Source organism: Aquirufa sp., assembly GCF_044377215.1.
GTDB lineage: Bacteria > Bacteroidota > Bacteroidia > Cytophagales > Spirosomataceae > Aquirufa.
Window position 1 is genome coordinate 60,468 of the sequence record NZ_JBILJM010000003.1, and the last position, 21,391, is coordinate 81,858.

Annotated in this window: 15 protein-coding genes; 4 read left to right on the plus strand and 11 right to left on the minus strand. The window is 44.7% G+C overall.

Features of this window, described 5'->3' with window-relative positions:
• Positions 1-204 precede the first annotated feature (204 nt).
• Complete coding sequence (locus ACIQ6T_RS02110; RefSeq protein WP_395783740.1) at positions 205-534, plus strand: hypothetical protein; 330 nt, start codon at positions 205-207, stop codon at positions 532-534.
• On the opposite strand, the gene ACIQ6T_RS02115 is transcribed toward ACIQ6T_RS02110, so the two are convergent.
• The 7 genes from ACIQ6T_RS02115 to ACIQ6T_RS02145 form a co-directional block, all read right to left on the minus strand.
• Positions 535-2,634, minus strand: coding sequence for a c-type cytochrome domain-containing protein (locus ACIQ6T_RS02115; protein ID WP_395783742.1), 2,100 nt, complete (start codon positions 2,632-2,634; stop codon positions 535-537). It lies immediately after the preceding gene.
• Positions 2,634-4,085 (minus strand): DUF1501 domain-containing protein, encoded by a 1,452-nt coding sequence (locus tag ACIQ6T_RS02120; protein ID WP_395783744.1) that lies wholly within the window; start codon positions 4,083-4,085, stop codon positions 2,634-2,636. Before ACIQ6T_RS02120 ends, ACIQ6T_RS02115 begins: the two co-directional genes overlap by 1 nt.
• Position 4,086: 1 nt before the next feature.
• Complete coding sequence (locus ACIQ6T_RS02125) at positions 4,087-6,405, minus strand: PSD1 and planctomycete cytochrome C domain-containing protein (protein WP_395783746.1); 2,319 nt, start codon at positions 6,403-6,405, stop codon at positions 4,087-4,089.
• A 57-nt stretch (positions 6,406-6,462) separates the two neighbouring features.
• On the minus strand, positions 6,463-7,896 hold the full coding sequence (locus ACIQ6T_RS02130; RefSeq protein ID WP_395783748.1) for a c-type cytochrome domain-containing protein: 1,434 nt from the start codon (positions 7,894-7,896) through the stop codon (positions 6,463-6,465).
• On the minus strand, positions 7,897-8,886 hold the full coding sequence (locus ACIQ6T_RS02135; protein WP_395783750.1) for a 6-bladed beta-propeller: 990 nt from the start codon (positions 8,884-8,886) through the stop codon (positions 7,897-7,899).
• 85 nt (positions 8,887-8,971) lie between these two features.
• Positions 8,972-11,746 carry a PSD1 and planctomycete cytochrome C domain-containing protein gene (locus tag ACIQ6T_RS02140; protein WP_395783752.1) on the minus strand — a complete coding sequence of 925 codons (2,775 nt, stop codon included), beginning with the start codon at positions 11,744-11,746 and terminating at the stop codon, positions 8,972-8,974.
• 4 nt (positions 11,747-11,750) lie between these two features.
• Positions 11,751-13,211, minus strand: coding sequence for a DUF1501 domain-containing protein (locus tag ACIQ6T_RS02145; RefSeq protein WP_395783754.1), 1,461 nt, complete (start codon positions 13,209-13,211; stop codon positions 11,751-11,753).
• A 103-nt stretch (positions 13,212-13,314) separates the two neighbouring features.
• Here ACIQ6T_RS02145 and ACIQ6T_RS02150 point away from each other — a divergent pair, with 103 nt between their 5' ends.
• Entirely contained in the window at positions 13,315-14,400 is a 1,086-nt protein-coding gene (locus tag ACIQ6T_RS02150) for a Gfo/Idh/MocA family protein (protein WP_395783756.1), read from the plus strand.
• Here the strand turns inward: ACIQ6T_RS02150 and ACIQ6T_RS02155 are convergent.
• Positions 14,389-15,675: a GntP family permease gene (locus ACIQ6T_RS02155; RefSeq protein ID WP_395783758.1), complete on the minus strand. Its 1,287-nt coding sequence runs from the start codon at positions 15,673-15,675 to the stop codon at positions 14,389-14,391. The genes ACIQ6T_RS02150 and ACIQ6T_RS02155 overlap by 12 nt on opposite strands.
• 105 nt (positions 15,676-15,780) lie before the next feature.
• Positions 15,781-16,437 (minus strand): peroxiredoxin, encoded by a 657-nt coding sequence (locus ACIQ6T_RS02160; protein ID WP_395783760.1) that lies wholly within the window; start codon positions 16,435-16,437, stop codon positions 15,781-15,783.
• A 152-nt stretch (positions 16,438-16,589) separates the two neighbouring features.
• On the opposite strand from ACIQ6T_RS02160, the gene ACIQ6T_RS02165 reads away from it, so the two are divergent.
• A complete protein-coding gene (locus ACIQ6T_RS02165) occupies positions 16,590-19,082 on the plus strand; it encodes a zinc-dependent metalloprotease (protein ID WP_395783762.1) in 2,493 nt (830 codons plus the stop codon).
• Here ACIQ6T_RS02165 and ACIQ6T_RS02170 read toward each other — a convergent pair.
• Positions 19,072-19,488, minus strand: a complete 417-nt coding sequence (locus ACIQ6T_RS02170) for an SRPBCC domain-containing protein (RefSeq protein ID WP_395783764.1) — start codon at positions 19,486-19,488, stop codon at positions 19,072-19,074. The two genes, ACIQ6T_RS02165 and ACIQ6T_RS02170, sit on opposite strands and share 11 nt — an antisense overlap.
• 122 nt (positions 19,489-19,610) lie before the next feature.
• Between ACIQ6T_RS02170 and fabV the strand changes: the two genes are divergently transcribed.
• Positions 19,611-20,813: an enoyl-ACP reductase FabV gene (gene fabV / locus ACIQ6T_RS02175; RefSeq protein WP_395783766.1), complete on the plus strand. Its 1,203-nt coding sequence runs from the start codon at positions 19,611-19,613 to the stop codon at positions 20,811-20,813.
• 108 nt (positions 20,814-20,921) lie between these two features.
• On the opposite strand, the gene ACIQ6T_RS02180 is transcribed toward fabV, so the two are convergent.
• A complete protein-coding gene (locus ACIQ6T_RS02180; RefSeq protein WP_395783768.1) occupies positions 20,922-21,371 on the minus strand; it encodes a nuclear transport factor 2 family protein in 450 nt (149 codons plus the stop codon).
• Positions 21,372-21,391: the final 20 nt, after the last annotated feature.

Here is a 21,391-nt window from a genome sequence, read left to right on the forward strand (position 1 = left end):
GGTGAGTTAAATAGTTTTGGCAAATATATTAAATTAATGAATACAAGCCTGTCGAGCGGACGTCCCTTAATTCCCAATCATCCCTTAATTTTACGTCTTGTCATTTAATTTTTGAATTTTCTGAGGAGACTCATAATATTAGTCGTGGCTACCTCAGATTTTACCTAAAACTAGGTGGGAAATAGAACCTAAAATAAGTACAACATGTACATCTCACTCACGGGTTTAAAGCCCAAAGGCTTCTTCGCTTATCTTCGGTTTTGGCTATTAGCCATTCCTTCATTTCGCCAGGCTCAAATAGCGGAAGGAAATCTGCATTGTGATGTTAAAAAAGTAAATGAATATCAATGCACAATTACGGCGTGGGAAAGTAGAGAAATCATGCTCAAGTATTTGCGAAGTGGCGCACATCTTAAGGCCATGAAAGCGTTTAAGCAAATTGCGACCGGGCCTACGTACGGATATGAATCAGAGATAATTCCGACTTGGGATGAGGCTTACGTTTTACTCACAGAAAAGGGTACAATGCATTGATTAGTAAAACAATAACTCATCTACTCGCAGCCAAGAATCTTTGATTTTTTCATCTACAAAACTTGGTAAACTTTTTAAGCGCACAGCTTTAATTCGGTAATATGTGTATGCATTATTTGCCAACGGGATATTAATTCCGCGCGGAGAAAAACCTTTTTTCTCTTTCGGCTGAATCGGTTTCGCCGAAGCGACCATGCGTAAGTTAGTAGGCGAATCTCCTGCCCAAACCTCAATCCGAGTTGGCGGAAAAACTCCCGTATCCGTTTTCTCTAAATACGAAAGCGTTACGCCATGAATCGCCGTTGATTTTTCGAAACTCGCCACCACATCTAAGTCGGCATTTTTAAATCCCAGCCACGTAAAATTAGGAACGCCTTTTACCTCGCGGGCACCTGCAATAAAGTCCATTAAACTCGCCCCACCTGCTGCCGGATATTTTGGATCTGGCTTAGAAAGTAAATCCATGCGCGCTGGAATGAATTGCGATTTATATACGCGGAGATCGATGGGTTTGCTGGCGCGCCAACCGCCCTTTGTGGCTAAAACACGAACCTTTACAAAGTTTGTGATCGCAATGGATGCTTTTGTCGCCGGACTTTGCAAGCTATCCGGTAAGGAATCATTCAAGGTATAGCGAAACAATACGTCACGCAACGTATGTTTAAACGTAAGTTTTTCGCCTGGCCGCAATATCAAATTTTCATTCACCAAAATCGGTGGATTGATTTGCAAGGTTTCTTCCTTCGCGATGTAGCCTGCATCAAAAATTACTTTGGGAAATGTTTTGCGTAAGGCCGTTAAATCTTCAGCCGAAAGTCCCGAACTCCACACATGAATTTTTTGCAAGGCCGGAAGTTTGGGGAGGAGCTTCGCGATTCCCGATCGTCCAATTTTTGTTCCGGAAATAGCCAATTGCTCCAAGTGATTTAAGCCGGCTAATTGGCTTATTCCTTCATCATTAATGGACGTGAAATTCAAGTTCAATTTTTCTAGATTAGCGAACTTCGAAACAAGATTTAATGACTCATTGGTAATTGGCATTTTAGCGAGTTGTAAACCCACCAACTGCTCACTGACTTGTGATAAATCCGATAGTGTTTTGGGATCGAATTTTGCCGCGACATAAAAATCTGCCTGCAAAGCTGGGGACTCATTCGCGATCGGATACACGGTACAATAAGGCGTGTTCATGGATTCGATGGTGGACGCCGAAGCAGTAGAAAAATCGTACGTTTTTGTACTAATTGTTAGTTCAGCGGGCTTAATTAGCTTCTGAAAATCAGGACTGTATTGCCCCAGTTTTTTCTCAAATGAAGCACCTTCTTTAACCCACAAACGTAAGATCGTAATTTCATCAGGAGTTAATTGCGCCTTCCCCAGCGGAGGCATGTGCTCCTTCGCATTCATGGGTAATTTGATTCGTTGGACCAAGTGACTATTCAGTTCATCCCCCGCTTTCCAAATCGCACCATGTTTTCCGCCTTTCATCAGGTTTGCGATGCTATTCATTTTGAGTGCGCCTTTCGTTTTTTGGTCGTTGTGGCAAGACTCACATTTGGCTTTTAAAATCGGTTGGACAATGTCCTCAAACACCACACTCGCTGAAGTAATTTCTGAGGCTTGTGCTCCAAAACGCAAGTAGTCTTCGCCATGTGTGATACTCGCTCCGGTGTGGCCGGCAATCACTAAGGCAATGAATCCAAGCGCCGCTCCCACGATGAGATTTCTGCGGACAAGCACCCATGTAAAATAGATAAATGACACCGCGACGCCCGACCATTGATGCCAGTCCAATGCGCTCTTTTCGTAGCCGCCTTCTTTGGCCAAAAACAAGCCAAAAATGGCGGTTGACGTGGAAAGAATAGCGGTTAACAAGAGCAAGAATTCAGCCAAAACCTCAAAAGATGCCAGCTGTTTTTTAATGCTAAAAAGACCGAGTAATAAAACTCCGAAGCCAATAGGTAAATGTAAAATTAAGGGATGCAGATGCCCGATACCTGCTAGCGGCAAGGCAAAGCTCGACTGAAAAATCAAGAGAAAAACGAGGAAGCCTTGGAGACCCCACAAAATCAAATTGCCTATCTTTTCGACCTTCCCCATTACGCGATTAATCCGGGTAAAACATTTCCTGCGATATCGGTTAATCGGTAACGCCGACCTAAATGTTTGTAGGTTAATTGCTCATGATTGATACCCATCAAATGCTGCACCGTCGCATGGAAATCATGAATATGCACCGGGTCCTTCACCACATTGTAACCAAACTCATCTGTTTCTCCATAAACGGTTCCTGGCTTTACGCCGCCACCGGCCATAAAAATACTATATGCTCGGGGATGGTGATCGCGGCCGTAGGTGTCAACCGTGTATTTCCCTTGGCAATAATTCGTCCGACCAAATTCCCCTCCCCAGATAACCAACGTTTCGTCCAACAATCCCCGCTGTTTCAAATCTGAAATTAACGCTGCCGATGACCGATCCACATCCTGTGCTTGCATCGCCATTTCTTGAGGTAGGTTGCCATGTGAGTCCCAACCTTGGTGGTAAATTTGTACGAAGCGAACACCTGATTCAGAAAGTTTACGCGCTAATAATACGTTGGCCGCATACGTCCCAGGAACTAAACATTCCGGTCCATACATTTTGATGATATGATCCGGCTCCTTTGATAAATCCGTTAATTCGGGAACCGCCGTTTGCATGCGGTACGCCATTTCATATTGCTGTACTTTAGCTTCTACTTCCGGATCTTTATTCTCCGCAAATCCCTCGTGGTTTAATTCCGCGAGCTGGTCTAGCATTCTGCGCCGACCGGCCTTATCGATTCCATCCGAATCATTTAAGTATAAAATCGGATCCTCTGAACTACTAAAAACAACTCCTTGGTGTGTGGAATCTAAAAATCCATTCGTCCAAAGTTTCGAATAAACACCCTGTCCATTTCCGCGTCCGCGCGAAAGCAATACGCAAAAAGCCGGCAAGTTTTTGTTCTCACTTCCTAACCCATAGGACATCCAAGCTCCCATACTCGGGCGGTTGCCCACCTGCGCTCCTGTTTGTAAAAAGGTTAAGGCCGGATCGTGATTAATCGCATCCGTACTCATAGTTCGAATGACGCAAATATCATCTGCCACCGATCCAATATGTGGGAATATATCACTAATGTAGGTCCCCGATTTGCCGTATTGTTTGAATTTATAAAACGAACCTACTAAAGGAAATTTATCCTGAGAGGCAGTCATTCCCGTTAGCCTTTGTGTTCCCCGAATCGAAGCCGGCAAATCTTGACCGGCCATTTTGTTCAAAGTTGGCTTATAATCAAAACTCTCATATTGAGATGGCGCTCCGTTTTGGCAGAGGTAAATTACGCGTTTCGCTTTGGGCGCAAAATGTGCTACGCCTAATGGCAACGTTTGGCTAGACGCATCGCCTTTAAAAAGCTCAGGTACCAAAAGTGACCCTAATGCCAACCCGCCAATGCCCGCAGCCGCCTGACCAAAGAAATGCCGGCGCGTAATATTCAGTCGATTTTTAAAGAATTCATTTTCCATATTAAACCCGCATGATGGCCTCCTCCATGTTATAGATTAATTGAATTGTCAGCATCATCGCTGCTGTAGATCCCGTGACCGTCGCCTTATCCTGTTTGTATTCCCCAATCTTCATGAGTTTCTGAACCTTTTTGGGATTCTGGGTACAGGATACTTGCTCCGCGGCATAATATTTTTTGAGCATGGCAAGCTCTTTTTCGTTCGGGGCCCGACAAACAATGCGTCTAAATGCCCGCGTTAATTTTTCATCGATGTTTCCTTTTTCACGCGAAAATTGACTTGCCAAAACACGCGAACTTTCCAATACATGCGGATCATTCATCATCACCAAAGCTTGTAATGGCGTGTTTGTTCGGCCACGCTGCACTTCACATTGATCCCGATTACTCGCATCGAAAATCAACATGGTGGGCGGAGGAACGGTACGCTTAATGAACACATACATCCCGCGGCGATATAAATCTTGGTTATGATCTTGAATGTAATTCATCAACGATCCACGACCGGAAGTTGCGACTTCCCACAAGCCTTTAGGCTGATAGGTCTTCACGCTCGGCCCACCGATTTCTTCATTTAAAATGCCCGCGGATGCCAAAACCTGATCCCGAATTTGTTCCGCTGGAATACGAATTCGTGACATGCGCGATAAGTAAATATTTTCTGGGTCCACTTGTTGGGCCGAAGAGGTCACCGTGGAGGCTTGTTGGTACGTTGCCGACATCACCATCTGTTTCACCAATCGTTTGATGTTCCAGCCGTGACTTTGGAAATCGACGGCCAACCAGTCTAATAATTCGGGATGAGTAGGAAGTTCACCTTGCATACCAAAATCCCCAACGGTTTTTACAATGCCGCGTCCAAAGATTTGAGTCCATAGTCGGTTGACAAAGACGCGCGATGTTAATGGATTTTGAGGTTCTAGTAGCCAGCGAGCTAAACCAAGCCTATTTTGGCCATATTTCGAGGCAGAGTAGGGTAAAATACTTTTGGGAATTCCGACACCCACTTCAGGACCAGGCATATCGTAATTGCCACGCGACAAAACATAGGTAGGTCTGCGTTTACTTGAGTCTGCCATGACCATCACGTCCACGGAAGCCGTATCTTTTTTATGAATGAACTTCATAATAGACTGAACATCTTTGGTCGTAATGTTCATATTTGGGGGATCTGCAAATGATGCATCGATGGTCCCAAACAATCCTTTTTCAGGCACTTGATTAAAAAATGCATACGTGCTGTAATAGTCTTTTTGCGAAATGGGATCGTACTTGTGATCGTGGCAACGCGCACATTCAAAAGTCAGCGCGAGGAAGGATTTCGAAAATGTATTTGTCCGATCGTTCACATATTCCACCCGGTACTCCTCGTCGATAACCCCGCCTTCTTGCGTGATTTTATGATTGCGATTGAACCCGGTGGCGAGCAACATTTCTTTCGAAGGTCGTGGCAGTAAGTCGCCGGCTAATTGCCAAGTGACAAATTTGGCATACGAATAATTTGAATTAAATGCGTGAATCACCCAATCTCGCCAAGGCCACATCGTCCGTAATCCATCGTCTTGATACCCATGTGAATCCGCATACCGGGCTAAATCCAACCATTGTACCGACATCTTTTCGCCGTAATGTTTGCTACCTAAGAGTTCATTGACAATTTTCTCATACGCCTGAGGGCTGTTGTCTTTTAGAAAACGATCCTGCATCTCAAGGCTTGGTGGCAAACCCGTCAAGTCTAAGGAAACCCGTTTTAATAGTTGTTCTTTTGACGCTTCTGGGCTAGGCTTCAGCGATTTCTCCGCCATTTTCGCATAGACAAAATAGTCGATGGGATTGCGCACCCATTCCTCATCAGCATCTGGCAAAGCCGCTTTCACGGGTTTGATAAAGGCCCAGTGGGGCTTATAAACCGCACCTTGTTTAATCCACTTTTCGATGAGGTTAATTTCATGTTTTGAAACACTCAAGTGTGAACTTGGCGTAGGCATGAGCAAGGAAGTATCTTTTGTAATTAGGCGTTGAAAAACATCCGAACTTTCCGGGTGGCCTGGTACAATGGCGTGCATGGATGGATTATCCTTGAACGCGGCGTAAGCTCCTTCTGGTGTATCTAATCGCAGACCGGCCTTACGTTTATTAGCATCCGGCCCATGGCATTTAAAACAACGATCAGAGAAGATGGGACGAATGTGGTAATTATAGTCGATGACATCCGGCATCGCCGTTTCTTGTGCTTGCGTTTCCGTGCAGCGCGTGTAGGTAAAAATGCCTCCAATGGCAATAAGTAAAATAAGCCAAGAACGCTTTTTAAAGAAATTCATTTAGTGGAATCCTATTTAGGCCGTTAATATACGATTAAATTTTTTCTTTGAAAATTTCTATTTAGCTAATACCATTTGCGTACTGTCCACTTCTAATGGCCATTTACCCTTAAAGCCTGACTTAACGGTTAAAGCAGGATTTATTTTTTTTAGGGCCAGGATTCCCTTTTCCGTTACGCGCGTTTGCCATAAATAGGCGCGTTTAAGGGATTTGATTTTGGCGAGATGTACTAAGCCACGATCACTAATTTGGGTGCCTACCAAATTAATTGATTCCAAATAGGCCATGTTTTTGAGTTCCTCTAGGTCCTTATCTGCCATTTTTGTGTGATTTAAATCGAGATGGATAAGCAGCGGCATGGCGGCAATTTCTTGAATAAAATCTCCACCAACACACGTATTTCCTAATTTCAGACGGACAATTTGCTCTTGAATAGCCCGTAAATCTGCGAGTTCTTTGCTCGTCACGCGAGGAGCATTGATGGCATTAACTTCGATAAAGTTCTGGTCTTTCGAAATGGGATTTGCCAATAATCCGTGTTTGCGAATGCGTTCAAGATCCGCCTCGTTTGCAGCCTTAATTGTAAGTTTAAAAACAGGCGACTCCTGCGTCTCCTCCATTTTTGTATACGCTGTGAGCACTTTTTTAATCTTTTCATCAGCAGGTAATTGGGCAACTTTTTTAGTAAAGTCGGCCCCATGTTGCACCCACCAGTGAAGCAAGGCAATCTCATTTTCGGTCAGCGGGGTTTTGCCTTTGGGTGGCATGTGGTGTTCATCGTTCTCGTCTAGCAATAGACGCTTGATGAGCTCACTATCCAAGGGTTTTCCTGCGGAAATGATGGGGCCATCTTCCCCGCCTTTTAAGATAAAATCCGGTGTATCTAAGCGAAGTTTCCCTTTCTGTTTTTGGTCGTTGTGGCAAGAGGTACATTTTTGGGTAAGCAGCGGTTTTACGAGTTGGGTGTACACGATTGCCTCGGGGAGGTTGGTGATTTTGGGCACCTCCTTACGCTCGGCTTCTGCTTCTTTCATGCCCAGCATTTTGCGGGCTGAACCCGGCAAACTCGCCGTCAAATAATCAGAACCATGCGTTAAATTACCTCCGTAATGCCCGGTGATCGTGAGGCAAGTTAGACCCAAAATAAATAGGGTATTAGTCGGCCGAGGATTCATACCCGAGCGCATGGCAAAAGCTAAAACTGCCGACAGCCCGCAGGTGCTTATCCCGAGCCATTGGTGAATTTGTAACGCCTCCGGATCATATTCACCTGATTGCGCCAGGCTCCAACCCATCGCTGCAGAAAGTATGGAGAAGACGGTCGTCCAAATTAAAATTCGGACGATAATTTCATGGTTTTCCGAGGTTTGCTTGGAAAAAAATTGCAAAATCCCCGCAATGAAAAACATCCCGATGGGCAAATGCACCAGCATCGGATGGAAATGTCCCCAAAAAATCAGCCACGACTGGCCCGCCTCCGCTACCATCATTTAGCCAATTCGTTCTAATTTAATCGGATAGGTTTTTCCCGAAGCCCACTGTGGTACGTATATGTTTTCATCTGAATCGGCATAAACATCATGCGGATGAATAAACACTTTGTGTTCATCTTCTTTTCGCTGCTTCTGCAAAACACCATTTTTATAGATCGGTTCAGAGCCACCTGGGGTCGAAACGACTTTCATGTTTTTATCTAAAATTTGTAAGTAGCCTGAGCCTGCCCAGGATCCGTCAGTACTCCGGAAACATGCGGCGAGAATGTAGTCGCCGTGTAGGACAGGCCGACAAACAAACGATCCTGGAAGGTGGTAACGCGTGATGAATTTTCCGTCCAAGGTGAATCTTTTCAAGCTGTTATTCACCCGATCCGTAATTAATAAAGTCCAGTTATTCGGGTCGCGCGTATCCACTAAAACCCCATGGCAACAATTGAATTTGTCATCTGCATAACCGGTAGTTGATCCTCCAAAATGACGAATGTACCGTCCCTTTGCATCGTATTGAATGATGTAATTTGAGCCATATCCATCAGCTACATAGATGTCACCGTTTTTTGGATTGACGGCTGTTTCGGTAGGCACAAATTGACGCGGATAATCGTAAACGCCAGTTTCTTTTGGGTACTCAATTTTAAAAATCTCTTTCCCTTTTAAATCGGTTTTGATGACTTGGTGGCGGTTATTATCGCAGATCAACAAAAACTGCTCACCACCTTCATTCAGTATGGTTAAGCCATGCGCACCTGGATATGAATGGCCCCATGAGTCAAGTAATTTACCTGATTTATCATAAATAAGGACGTTGTTTTTGACTTCGTTCGTCAGCAAGAATAGTCGGCCTTTCGCATCTTCCACCATCTCATGGCAGTCGTTAACTGGGTTTTTCCCAGCGTCTAATAAACCCCAATTAGGCACAACCTTGTAGGTAAATGAGCCATGACCAAGGGTAATCTCCCCTGCTTTCGGTGCAATTTTTTTCATAGTGTTGTTGGTTAATAAAGATGTTCCGAGGAGTGCGGAACTGGTTTTTAAAAAGTTTCTACGAGGAATGTGTTCGTTCATGTTATTACGGTTTATTTACGCTTTCATCAATATTAAATAGGGCATTAGCCACCATGGTCTTGGCAACTAGGTTGGCCGGATTACGCGGTTTCTCATTATCCGAACAAAGTTTTAAAAAGGCTATGGTCTCTTGTGGATGTGCCTGATAATAGGCCAATGTCTTGGTATAAAAGGCATTCAATTTTTCAGCTTTTGATGTAGAAATCTCTTTGCCAAATAAATCAGCATAGCCTTTTTGGATAAAGGCGATGCCATTTTCCGCGTATTTCCGTGCGAAAAACTGGGAGGCTTCAAGGAATACAGGATCATTCAGGGTGCTCAGCGCTTGCATCGGCGTATTCGTTCTTATCCGTCTTGAAAGACAAATATCCCGAGTTCCCGCATCAAAGGTCACCATCGTAGGGTATGGACTGCTACGGCGCCAATAGGTATAAAGCGAGCGCCTCCACTGATCTTCCCCATCACTTTTTTTCCACTCCATTCCACTATACGGCGCATTCCAAATGCCATCCGGTTGTTCCGGCATCACACTCGGGCCACCTAATTTTTGACTCAATATTCCTGACCAGTACAAGGCCTGATCGCGGAGTTGTTCTGGGCTCAAACGAACACGCGGCCCACGCGTAATGTAGCGATTGTTCGGATCCTTTTCACGCGTTGATTCGTTCACGATGGAGGACTGCTGGTAACTTGCCGACATCACCACATACTTTAAAAACGCCTTGGTTTGATACTTAAAATCAACTTGAAATTTATGCGCTAGATGGTCCAATAATGCCTGGTTTGCGGGTGCGAGCCCTTGACTTCCCAGGTCCTCTAACGTTTCCACAATTCCGATTCCAAACAATTGCTCCCAGAAGCGGTTCACGGCTACGCGGGCGGTTAAGGGGTTGTTTTTGCCTCCAATCCAATTCGCTAATTCGAGTCGATTGGATACGGGGCCGTTTTTAAATAATCCTGGAATTCCGGGCTGAACAGCTTCTGCTTGATTTAACCAAGAACCGCGCGTGAAGACACGTGTCGTTCGGCTAAATTCGGCCGGGTTTTCCAATATAATGGGTGTCGTTTGCTCAGGTTCGGTGGCAATGGCTTGGAAGGCTAATTTTTCAAAATCGGTAGATTTAAGTTGGCCTGGCACTTCCGGCAACACGGCCCAAAATCCAATACTTGCGGTCGTCTGGTCTGGCTTTGTTTTGGTGTTCAAAAACTCCCAAACGAGGTCTTGCTTTCCGGGTAAAGAGGGAATGTTAACAAACATATAAGCCCAGCCTTTCACCCACTGGCCTTTGGGTTTCGCATATTTTTCTTGCAGTGTCGTGTCTAGTTTAACGCGCGCAATAATCGGTCCCGTTTTAGTTCCCTGGTGAATATTTAAGTAGGTAGGAGCTGGACCTGAGTTCTTACAAGCGATCAAGATCTTTGTTTTTCCCATCATCGGCACGGCCTTAAAGCGCGTGAATCCCTTATTCCGCATGGCTAAATATTTATTGTCGGCCAATGCCCCATTTTCAAATTGGTCTGCCCAATGTGGATGTATTTTGGGCTCAACAAACCGGATCATTTGATCCCATGCTTTTTGGGTTGCGAGGGGCTGCTTGACTAAGAAGGATTTTAGCTGAGCAATCGTTTTTTCATTAGCCGGCGTATGGTGCTTGTATGTTGGTGATTCATCTGGAATATCCTCATCGCGTGAGTTATTGAAGAACGCCATGTATTTATAATATTCCTCATGTCGGATGGGATCATACGGATGCGAATGGCATTGTACACAGCTAAAACTTGTTCCTTGCAGCACTTCCCAAGTCGTATTGACACGGTCCAAAATCGCCGCTGTACGGAACTCCTCATCTTCTGTTCCTCCCTCATCGTTATTCGTCGTATTCCGATGAAAGGCCGTGGCGATGTAATCAGTTTCTTTTGGGTTTGGAAGCAAGTCCCCGGCTAATTGCTCTTTAATAAATTGGTCGTAAGGCTTATTCTGATTGAAGGATGTGATGACATAATCCCGGTATTTCCAGATGTTGCGTGCATCATCTTTTTCATAGCCTTTTGTATCTGCATAGCGGGCGAGGTCCATCCACATCGCCGCCCACTTCTCGCCAAAATGCGGTGATTTTAAAAGTTTGTCTACCTGCTTCTCATACGCGTCTTTTGAATCATCTTGTTCAAATGCTTGGTAGTCGGCCGCTAAAGGCGGAAGCCCCGTTAAATCCAAATACAGCCGACGAAGCAAATCGGCTTTTTCAGCCTGATCCGTATGCGTAAGTCCTTGGTTTTTTTGTTCCGCTTGAACGAAATAGTCGAGGTCATTTTGTGCCCAGGAGGCTGGAATGCCGATAAAGGATAATGCTTTTTCAAGCCAACTGCCCGTTGGGATGCTCGGAGCTTCCAGCGGTTGGTACGCCCAATGACTCCCCCAATTAGCCCCCTCTTTCACCCAAGTAGTTAATAAATCGATTTCTTCCTCAGACAAAGCTGGCCGTTGATACGGCATTTTTTCCTCCTGATCTTGGCTGTGTAGGCGCTGGATGAAACTCGATTGTTCTGGGTGCCCAGGAATGATGGCTGGTTTTCCGGATTTGGTTTTTCCTAAGGCCTCCTCTTGAAAAAGTAAGCTAAATCCCCCTTGCTTTTTGACACCTCCATGGCATGAAATGCAATTCTTATTTAAGATGGGTTTTATCTGTGTGCTGTAATCAACTTTTTGTTGCTTGTTCGATACGTAGTAGGCGGTCATTCCCGCGATGCAAAAGCCCAGAAAAATGAATACTTTTTTCATTAGTCTATGCCAAAATTGGTTTAATCACTTTTCCATATACGTCGGTCAGCCGGAAATTTCGCCCCTGAAATGGGTACGTAAATTCTTCGTGGTTAATACCCAAGCAATGCAAAATAGTCGCCTGAACATCATAAACGGACGTTTTTCCACTTACTGTCGAATAGCCCAAATCGTCTGTTTCGCCTAGGGACATGCCGGGTTTAATTCCGCCGCCAGCCAGCCACATGGTGAATGCTTCCGTGTGGTGATCACGACCAAAATAACTTTGCGTTTTCCCTTCTCTATTTTCTTGCATCGGGGTCCGACCAAACTCGCCGCCCCAGACAACCAACGTTTCGTCTAATAAACCACGTTGTTCTAAATCGATCAATAATGCGGATACGGCTTGGTCGGTTTCCATGCATTTTTGGTGTAAACCAAAATCTACTGAACCACCTTTGCTCGTTCCATGCGAGTCCCAGCCCCAATCAAATAACTGGACAAAACGAACGCCTTTTTCGACCATTTTGCGCGCCAATAAACAGTTATTGGCAAAAGATTCTTTCCCTGGATTTGTCCCGTATAATTGGTGAATGTATTCCGGTTCTTTGCTGATGTCCATGACATCGGGAACCGAACTTTGCATTTTATAGGCCATCTCATATTGGGCCATACGAGCCACGGTTTCCGGATCACCAAATTCGGCAAATGTTTCTTCATTGACCGAATTAATCACATCGATACTTGCTTTGCGCATGTCGGCATTGACCCCCGCTGGATTCTTAATGAAGAGGACAGGTTCACCTGCCGAGCGGCATTGTACGCCTTGGTAGACGGATGGGAGGAAACCGCTTCCCCAGGCCGACTTCCCTGCGTCGGGGTTTTTACCACCTGAGGCGAGCACCATGAAGGAAGGTAAGTTTTCGTTTTCAGATCCGAGGCCATATGAAACCCAGGAACCTAGAGACGGCCGACCGAGTCGCGCTGAACCGGTATGCATGAGTAATTGAGCCGGTGCATGGTTAAATTGATCCGTGTACATGCCCTTCAAAAACGTGATTTTATCTGCTTGTGTAGCCAAATGCGGCATGTGGTCGGAGATCCAATGCCCCGAATTTCCATGTTGGAGGAACTTAGCTTTTGGTCCCAATAAATTAGGAACGCCCCGAATAAAAGCGAATTTTTTCCCCTCGAGCAATTCTTTGGGACACTCTTTCCCGTCGAATTTGGCTAATGTGGGTTTATAGTCGAATAATTCCAATTGCGATGGCGCCCCAGCCATGTGTACAAATATGACAGATTTCGCTTTCCCAAAATGAGGCGGAATACGCGTGGAGGCTTGTTGGCTTTTTGTATCCGAAGAACACCCCAAAAGGGCTGAACCAAAAGCAATGGAACCGATGCCCGTACCTAGCGACTGCAAAAAATGCCTTCTCGTCGCCAAAACAGCTTCTTTCTCGATTGCTTCTTTAACTAAATTGTTCATGTTGCCTGAATCAGGGGATGTCGGATAAACCACAATTTCAAATATACTATTTTACTTAATATGTAGGATATTTTTTATAATTTCCTGCCAAAATACTACAATCATGAAAAAGCTATTCTTTTTGATTTTGTTGCCCTTTGTTTTTCAAGCCAAACCACTTCGGGTAGGTATCGCAGGGATGACGCACGGTCATGTGGGGCAGGTTTATACGGCGCTAAAAAAGCCCCAAAAAGATGTGATCATCGTGGGTTTTGCCGAGCCAAACAAAGAATTAGGCTTATCACTTTTAAGGAAACAAAATCTGCCGGATTCGCTTTGGTTTCCATCCTTGGAAGCGCTTATTGCCAAAACCAAACCGGAGGCAATTGCCGCATTCAATAGTATTTATGAGCACCTCGAAGTGGTCAAAGTTTGTGCTCCCAAAGGAATCCATGTCATCGTGGAAAAGCCGTTGGCAGTCAACATGGATCACCTCAATCAAATGAAGGCGCTCGTTGCCAAACACCCCATACACTTGTTGACGAATTTTGAAACAACCTGGTATCCATCCCATGCAAAAATGTGGCAGCTGGTTAAGGAAGAAAAAGCCTTGGGAACGATACGCAAAGTGGTGATTATGGATGGCCACCGCGGACCAAAAGAAATTGATTGCGCTCCAGAGTTTTTAAACTGGTTGACAGATCCTGTGCTGAATGGGGGTGGTGCTCTTATTGATTTTGGTTGTTATGGGGCGAATATCATGACGTGGTTGATGGATGGCCGGAAGCCACTGGCGGTGACGGCGGTGACCCAACAATTAAAACCGGATGTGTATCCGAAAGTGGATGATGAGGCGAGTATTATTTTGACCTATCCGGATTGCCAAGCGATTATTCAGGCTTCTTGGAATTGGCCCTTTGACCGGAAGGATACTGAAGTGTATGGGACAAAAGGAATTTTGGTGGCGGATAAAACAAACAAAATGCGCTATGTTTCGGGAGATCGATTTGGGAAGGAAGGCATGCTTTCGCTGAATCCCCTACCTCATGATGTTTCGAATGTATTTCCGTATTTAGCCGCAGTCGTACAAGGGCGAATCAAACCTCAAAAAGATTTATCTTCTTTCGCAATCAATCAGGTTGTCGTGGAAATATTAGAGGCAGCTAGGGAGTCGGCAAAAACGGGTAAAAAAGTCCAATTACAGCACTAATTCGAGTCCGAGTACCCCCAGTAAGCCCACGACAGCAAGAATGGTTTCCATGATGGTCCAGGAGCGCAAACTGTTTTTAATCGAAACGCCGAAGTATTCTTTGTAGAGCCAGAAGCCCGCGTCATTGACATGCGAAAGGACCATGGAACCCGCCCCGATGCTTATGGCAAGGAGGTTCGGATTTACGCCCGAGGAGGCTAATAAAGGCAAAATCAATCCGGCTGTGGTAATTCCGGAAACGGTGGAGGACCCCGTCACGATACGTAGTACAGCAGCAATTCCCCAGGCAATAATCAATGGATTAACCGCGGAACCTTGCGTCATTTCATGCATCGCATCGCCTACATGCATCTCTTGTAAGATTTCTTTGAAGGCGCCGGCACCGCCGAAGGTCAACATTAAAGGAGCAACATCTTTGATAGAATCTACGAGCCAGCTGCTGATTTCAGGCCACGAAATTCCGCGTCTTAGCCCGAGGAAGTAAACACCCACAAACACGGAAATCAACAGGGCAACCATCGGTTCGCCAATCAAATCAATACCGGGAAGATGGACAAAAGATTTAATCGCAATCAGTGCCACAGGTAATAATAGAATCGATAAGCTAATTCCTACCGAAGGATTATTTCCACTTTCATCAGACTCCACAAACGACATGGGCGTAGCCGGGATATTTTTCAAAGTCTTGCCAAACAGCCAACCAGAAGCGAGCATGGCTGGAATCGAAATTAGAATACCATAGCCAAGTGTCGTCCCCATTTCTGCCCCGGGTAAATGCGTCACTAAATAATAGGGTGCGGGATGTGGTGGGAGAAATCCTTGGGTGATTGAAAGTGAGGCCAACATCGGAATTCCTAAATATACGGGGGGTAAATTATAGCGCTCTGCCGTGGACAGCACGAGTGGGGTGAGCAATAAAAAGGCCACGGAAAAAAACAAGGGAAGCCCCACGATAAAGCCAATCAGCATGAAGGCGATTGGTAAGTTTTTCGGGCCAAAAAGCTGGACAAAATATTCGGAGAGGACGAAGGTAGCCCGACTTTTTGCAACCATTTTGCCCAACATGGACCCTAGAATAATGATGGGAATAATCGATCCCAATGTTCCGCCAATTCCCTTTTGCATGGCGGCGACGGTCTGCTCAGTTGTTAACGATGCGGCCATACCCAAACCGAGCGAAACGACTAGAAAGGCAATAAAAGGCTGTAGTTTCATGACCGAGATGAGGGTCACAAGTACGAATATTGCCGCGCAGATTAGGAGCCAAATGCTCATTTGAGTGAATTTATTAGAATTACATCTCAAGTTTCTCAAATGAATTGGTAAATCAAATAGTTCGTAAAAAAAAGCCGCTATTAAAATTTAATAGCGGCTTCAACTTTACAAAATGGTTTTCTTTGCCAAATAAAAATCGATTTTTTCGCACGTCGTATCGGCGATACGTGCATCCATTTCTGCTAAGGTTTTTGGTGGAGGAACAATCACCTTATCGCCGGGTTCCCAATTTAATGGCATGGCTACTTTGTGTTTGTCGGCGAACTGCAAGGCTTGAAGCGCACGAATAATTTCATCCATATTACGCCCTACATTTAAAGGATAATACATGATGAGGCGTATCTTTTTTGTCGGGTCAATGAAAAATACCGCACGAACGGCTGCCGTTTCACTTTCATTGGGCTGAAGCATACCGTATAATTTTGAAACGTGCATGTCTATGTCGGCGATGATCGGGAATTGAAAATATACCCCTGTTTTTTCGCGCACGTTATTTACCCAAGCTAGGTGCGAGTGAATGCTGTCAATGCTCAAACCCAAAAGTTCCGTATTCATAGCCGTGAACTCATCATGTCTTTCGGCAAAACCACTCATCTCTGTAGTGCAGACTGGGGTGAAGTCGGCCGGATGCGAAAACATCACAATCCACTTATCCTTCGCGAAGTCTGAAAATTTAATTTTTCCTGTTGTCGTTACTGCGGTAAAGTCAGGCGCCATATCCCCGATCCGAGGCATTGGGTACATTTGTTCTGTTGTTTCCATGATCTATTTTGTTTATTTGTGTGCTGCAAACTTAAAGAGCCCATAGGTCTTAATTTGTGACAATTATCACTTCCGCCCAAAGCCTGTCCTTTTTTTTAATGGTATGGGATAAAAGAAAAATGACTAAATTCGAAAAACCCAATTTAAACCGAATGAAAAAAGCTTTTACGCTCATCTCTTGCCTTTGTGCAGTATCCTTTTTTAGTTTTGCGCAGTCGGCGAAAGCCCCCGCAACTCCTCCCGTAAAACCGGCAGATTCTTCTGCTGTAAAAAAACCTGCGTCGAAGGCAAAGTCTTACGAACAAGTAATTACGAAGGAAGCTAAATCCAAGAAAGGATTATTTACCACGCACCAAGTAGGCGATAAATATTATTTTGAAATTCCGAAGAAACACTTGGGTAAAGACATGTTATTGGTCAGCCAAATCGCGAAACTTCCAAGTGGTATTGGTGGAGGCTATGTCAATGCAGGAACGTCTTCGCGTGAACAATTAATTGTGTGGGAGAAATTCCAAGAAAAGATTTTGATCAAAGTTAAATCGTATGCCTCCGTGGCCGCAGATTCGTTGCCAATTAGCTTATCGGTGAAGGCGAATAATTACGAGCCAACTTTGTACATGTTTGACATTGAAACGTATAGTAAAGATTCGAGCCATGTGGTTATTGATGTAACCAAGTTTTACAGCAGTGACATTCCCGCGATGAGTGGTTTGGATGCGTCGTTGCGTGAAGCACACAAAGTCAGAAATTTAGATCCAAGCAGAAGCTTTATTCGTTCTGTTAAATCTTTCCCATTGAACATTGAGGTCTTACAAGATTTTACATTTAACGCCTCAAAGCCATCGGTAACTTCTTATACGGAAACACTGAGTATGCAGATGAATCAGTCGATGATTTTATTGCCTGAAAAGCCGATGAAGCCGCGTTTGTTCGATCAACGTGTGGGATATTTTACACAAAAGCAATATGATTATTCGAGTGAGGAATTAAAGTCAGACCAAAAAACGTATATCCAACGCTGGCGTTTGGAGCCAAAAGATATGGCAGCCTATAAGCGTGGGGAATTAGTAGAGCCCATCAAACCGATCGTCTATTATTTAGATCCAGCTACGCCGATGAAGCTTCGCAAGCACATGAAAAAGGGCGTGGAGAATTGGCAAAAAGCCTTTGAGGTTGCCGGATTTAAGAATGCGATTATTTGTAAAGACCCACCGACTGCCGCGGAGGATCCAGATTTTTCACCGGAGGATATTCGGTATTCTGTGATTCGTTATGTGGCAAGTACAACGCGTAATGCCACGGGTCCAAGTGTCAGCGATCCGCGTTCAGGGGAGATTATTGAGAGTGATATTATTTGGTACCACAACCATTTACGTTCGTATCGGAACCGTTTTCTATTAGAGACGGGAGCTTCAAATCCGAACGCTCGGACCCTAGATACGCGTGAAGAGGACATTGGCGAAATGATGGAAATGGTGATTTCACATGAGGTGGGCCATGCGTTGGGTTTCCCGCACAACATGGGAGCGAGTGGATCATACGAGGTGGAGAATTACCGCAAGGCAGATTTTACCAACAAGGAGGGAATCTCTGCGAGTATCATGGATTATGCCCGTTTCAATTACATCGCTCAGCCGGGGGATTTGGGGGTTCGTTATATTCGCCAAATGGGCCCGTATGATAATTATGCGGTGAATTGGGGCTATCGCGTTTTACCGGATGCGTCGACACCAGAGTCGGAAGTGTCGACCTTAGACAAATGGATTGAGGCCAAAGCAGGGGATCCAAGATTCCGTTTTGGAAATCAGGGAACGAATTTTGATCCAAGTTCACAGACGGAGGATATTGGTAACGATCCGATTCGCGCAAGTACGTATGCGGTGAAAAACTTGAAATATGTGGCTAAGAATTTGGCTGATTGGACAAGCAAAAAGACAAATGATTACGAAGATTTGATTGAATTAAATGATGAGTTATTAGGTTCTTGGTCGCGTTACGTGGGACATGTAACGACGATGGTGGGTGGTGTATATGAGCAATATACGAAGCCAAATCAAAATATTTCCTCGTACAATCCGGTACCGAAGGCGAGCCAACAAGCCGCTGTTAACTGGTTGATTACCAATGTTTTCACTAATGTTGACTGGTTGATTAACAAAGAAGTAGTCACGCATCACATGGCGGGTTATACGGATCGTATTCGTAGTTTACAGGTTAGCCCGTTGAATCGTATGTTGAGTTTAGAGACTTTTGCGCGTTTGGATAATAGTGGCTTGACTACGCCAAATAATTACAAGACGATTGAGCTTTTTCAAGACTTACGTGGAGGCATTTGGACTGAGTTAGCTGCAGGAAAAAACATCGATCAATACCGTCGTAATTTACAGAAAGCTTATATCGAACGCTTGAAGGCGTTGATGACAGATCAAGCACCTGCACCTCCTGCTCCTGCTAGTTCTTATGGACCTCCGCGGGAAACGTATCCGGTGGCACAGTCGGACGTTCGTTCCATCGTACGCGGTGAGCTAAAAGCGCTACAAGCAAGCTTAGCTATCGCGAAAGGTAAGTATGCAGATAAAGAAGTGCGCTACCATTTGGATGATTGCTTGGAGCGTGTGGGGCTGATTTTAAATCCTAGGAAGTAGGGTTTTCGGCGTAGCTTTTGAAATTATTCAAAATCATCTGCCAGCCTTCTTGTTGGAGATCTTCTGGATTTTCATTTTCGGGCTCAAAATGTTCGGTTACTTTCGTTCCTGCTTCGGTGGTTTCGAAAGTAACCTGCATATTGCGGCCATCGCCAATGAAGATATGAAGTGATTCTTCCGGGTTAATTTCAAGGTAGGTGCCCCAAAAATCAAAGCTCACCGAACCATCTTTCGCAGCCATTTCATAGTGATATTCGCCACCTACTTGTAGGTCGATTGTCGCCTTTGGGCAATGCCAATCCGGCGCCGCAAAGTTCCATTGCTGGACATGTTCCGGGCTTGTCCACTTTTCCCAAACAGCGTTTACGGGAGCATTTATTAGTGTTTCTACAGTAATGAAAGCCATCTTGTGTAAGGATTTCTAGGTAAAAAAATGACCCGCGATCAGATCTTACGGGATGAAAACGGGTACTGTTGTGGCAAATATACGCGCTTTGACTATATTTGCGGAAACAAAATTCACGCACCATGATTATTGAACCTAGAATGAGAGGGTTTATCTGTTTGACATCTCACCCGAAAGGTTGCGAAAAAAACGTATTAAATCAAATTGACTATGTGAAGGCTAAAGGCAAAGTTGCCGGGGCGAAAAAAGTGCTTGTGATTGGAGCCTCGACGGGTTTCGGACTAGCTTCTCGCATCACGAGTGCATTCGGTTCTGATGCTGCGACGATTGGCGTTTTCTTTGAAAAAGCACCTGCAGCAGGTAAAACAGCTTCTCCAGGATATTACAATAGCCTTGCTTTCGAAGCAGCGGCGGGTAATGCGGGTCTTTATGCGAAAAGCATTAATGGTGACGCGTTCTCTAATGAAGTAAAAGACCAAACGATCGACTTAATTAAGGCAGATTTAGGCCAAGTTGATTTGGTGATTTATAGTTTGGCATCACCTGTACGTCAGCACCCAGTTTCGGGTGTGTTGCATCGTTCAGTTTTGAAGCCTATCGGCGACACATTTACACAAAAAACGGTTGATTTTCATACAGGTATCGTATCCGATATTACCATTACACCTTGTAATGAGGAAGATATTTCGAATACGGTGGAAGTTATGGGCGGCGAGGACTGGTCGATGTGGATGGATGCCTTATTGAATGCGGGCGTTTTAGCGGAAGGCGCGATGACGGTTGCCTATTCGTACATTGGGCCGGAAGTGACGGAAGCGGTTTACCGCAAAGGAACCATCGGTATGGCAAAGGAGCATTTAGAAGCGACGGCGTTTCAGATTACAGAGGATTTGGCCAAAATAGGTGGCAAAGCATTCGTTTCTGTGAACAAAGCGTTGGTTACCCAAGCGAGTTCAGCGATTCCTGTGATTCCATTGTACATCTCGTTGTTGTATAAAATCATGAAAGCCAAAGGCACGCATGAAGGTTGCATCGAGCAGATCCAGCGATTATTCAGTGCGCGTTTATATACAAATGGTGCTATTCCAGTTGACGAGAAAGGACGTATCCGCATCGACGATTGGGAAATGGATGAGGCGGTACAAGCTGAGGTGGCTGAATTATGGAAAGGGGCTACGACAGAAAACCTGACGGCGATTGGCGATTTGGCTGGATATAAATCGGATTTCTTAAATCTATTTGGCTTCGGTTTCGATGGCGTAGATTACGCGGCGGAGGCGAACGAAATGGTCGAGATTCCGGGATTAATTACGGTAGAAAAATAATTTGAAAGCCATCTGAGAGGATGGCTTTTTTTATACAATCTTCAGAAAAATAAATCCTTCGCTGTTCAAGGCCAAAGATTGATGGGATGTTCGGGAGGCTCTAATCGGTTAATGTTTAATTTGATGGGTATCACGAACACTGCTAAATGTAAGATTTAGCATCTTCCACCCCGTATCTTGTTTATGATAGACCTCCGTTACTGTGAATTCTGTTACGACTACTTGTTCGCGTACGACAGCATCTAGGGTGATTCGGTTCCATACAATGGCGGTGTTTCCAAAAAATTCAACGGCAGTATCTTTTACAGTTGCCTTGCGGTACCAAATACTTCCTGATGCAATAATGTTTAATTCTTCTTCTTTTTTCCAAGTACCGCTCATGTGAACAAATTTGGCTTTATCGTCAAAAAGGTCCTTTAGCTTTTCTACGTTTTTATCTGACATCCATTGCCATTTTTCCAAGGATAATTGAATTAATTCCTTTTCTGAAGGCGCTTGTGCAAAGCTTAATGTGGTATTTAGTAATAAAAAGGTTAGTAGTAGAAATTGCTTTTTCATCGTTGGTACATGTTAGAATT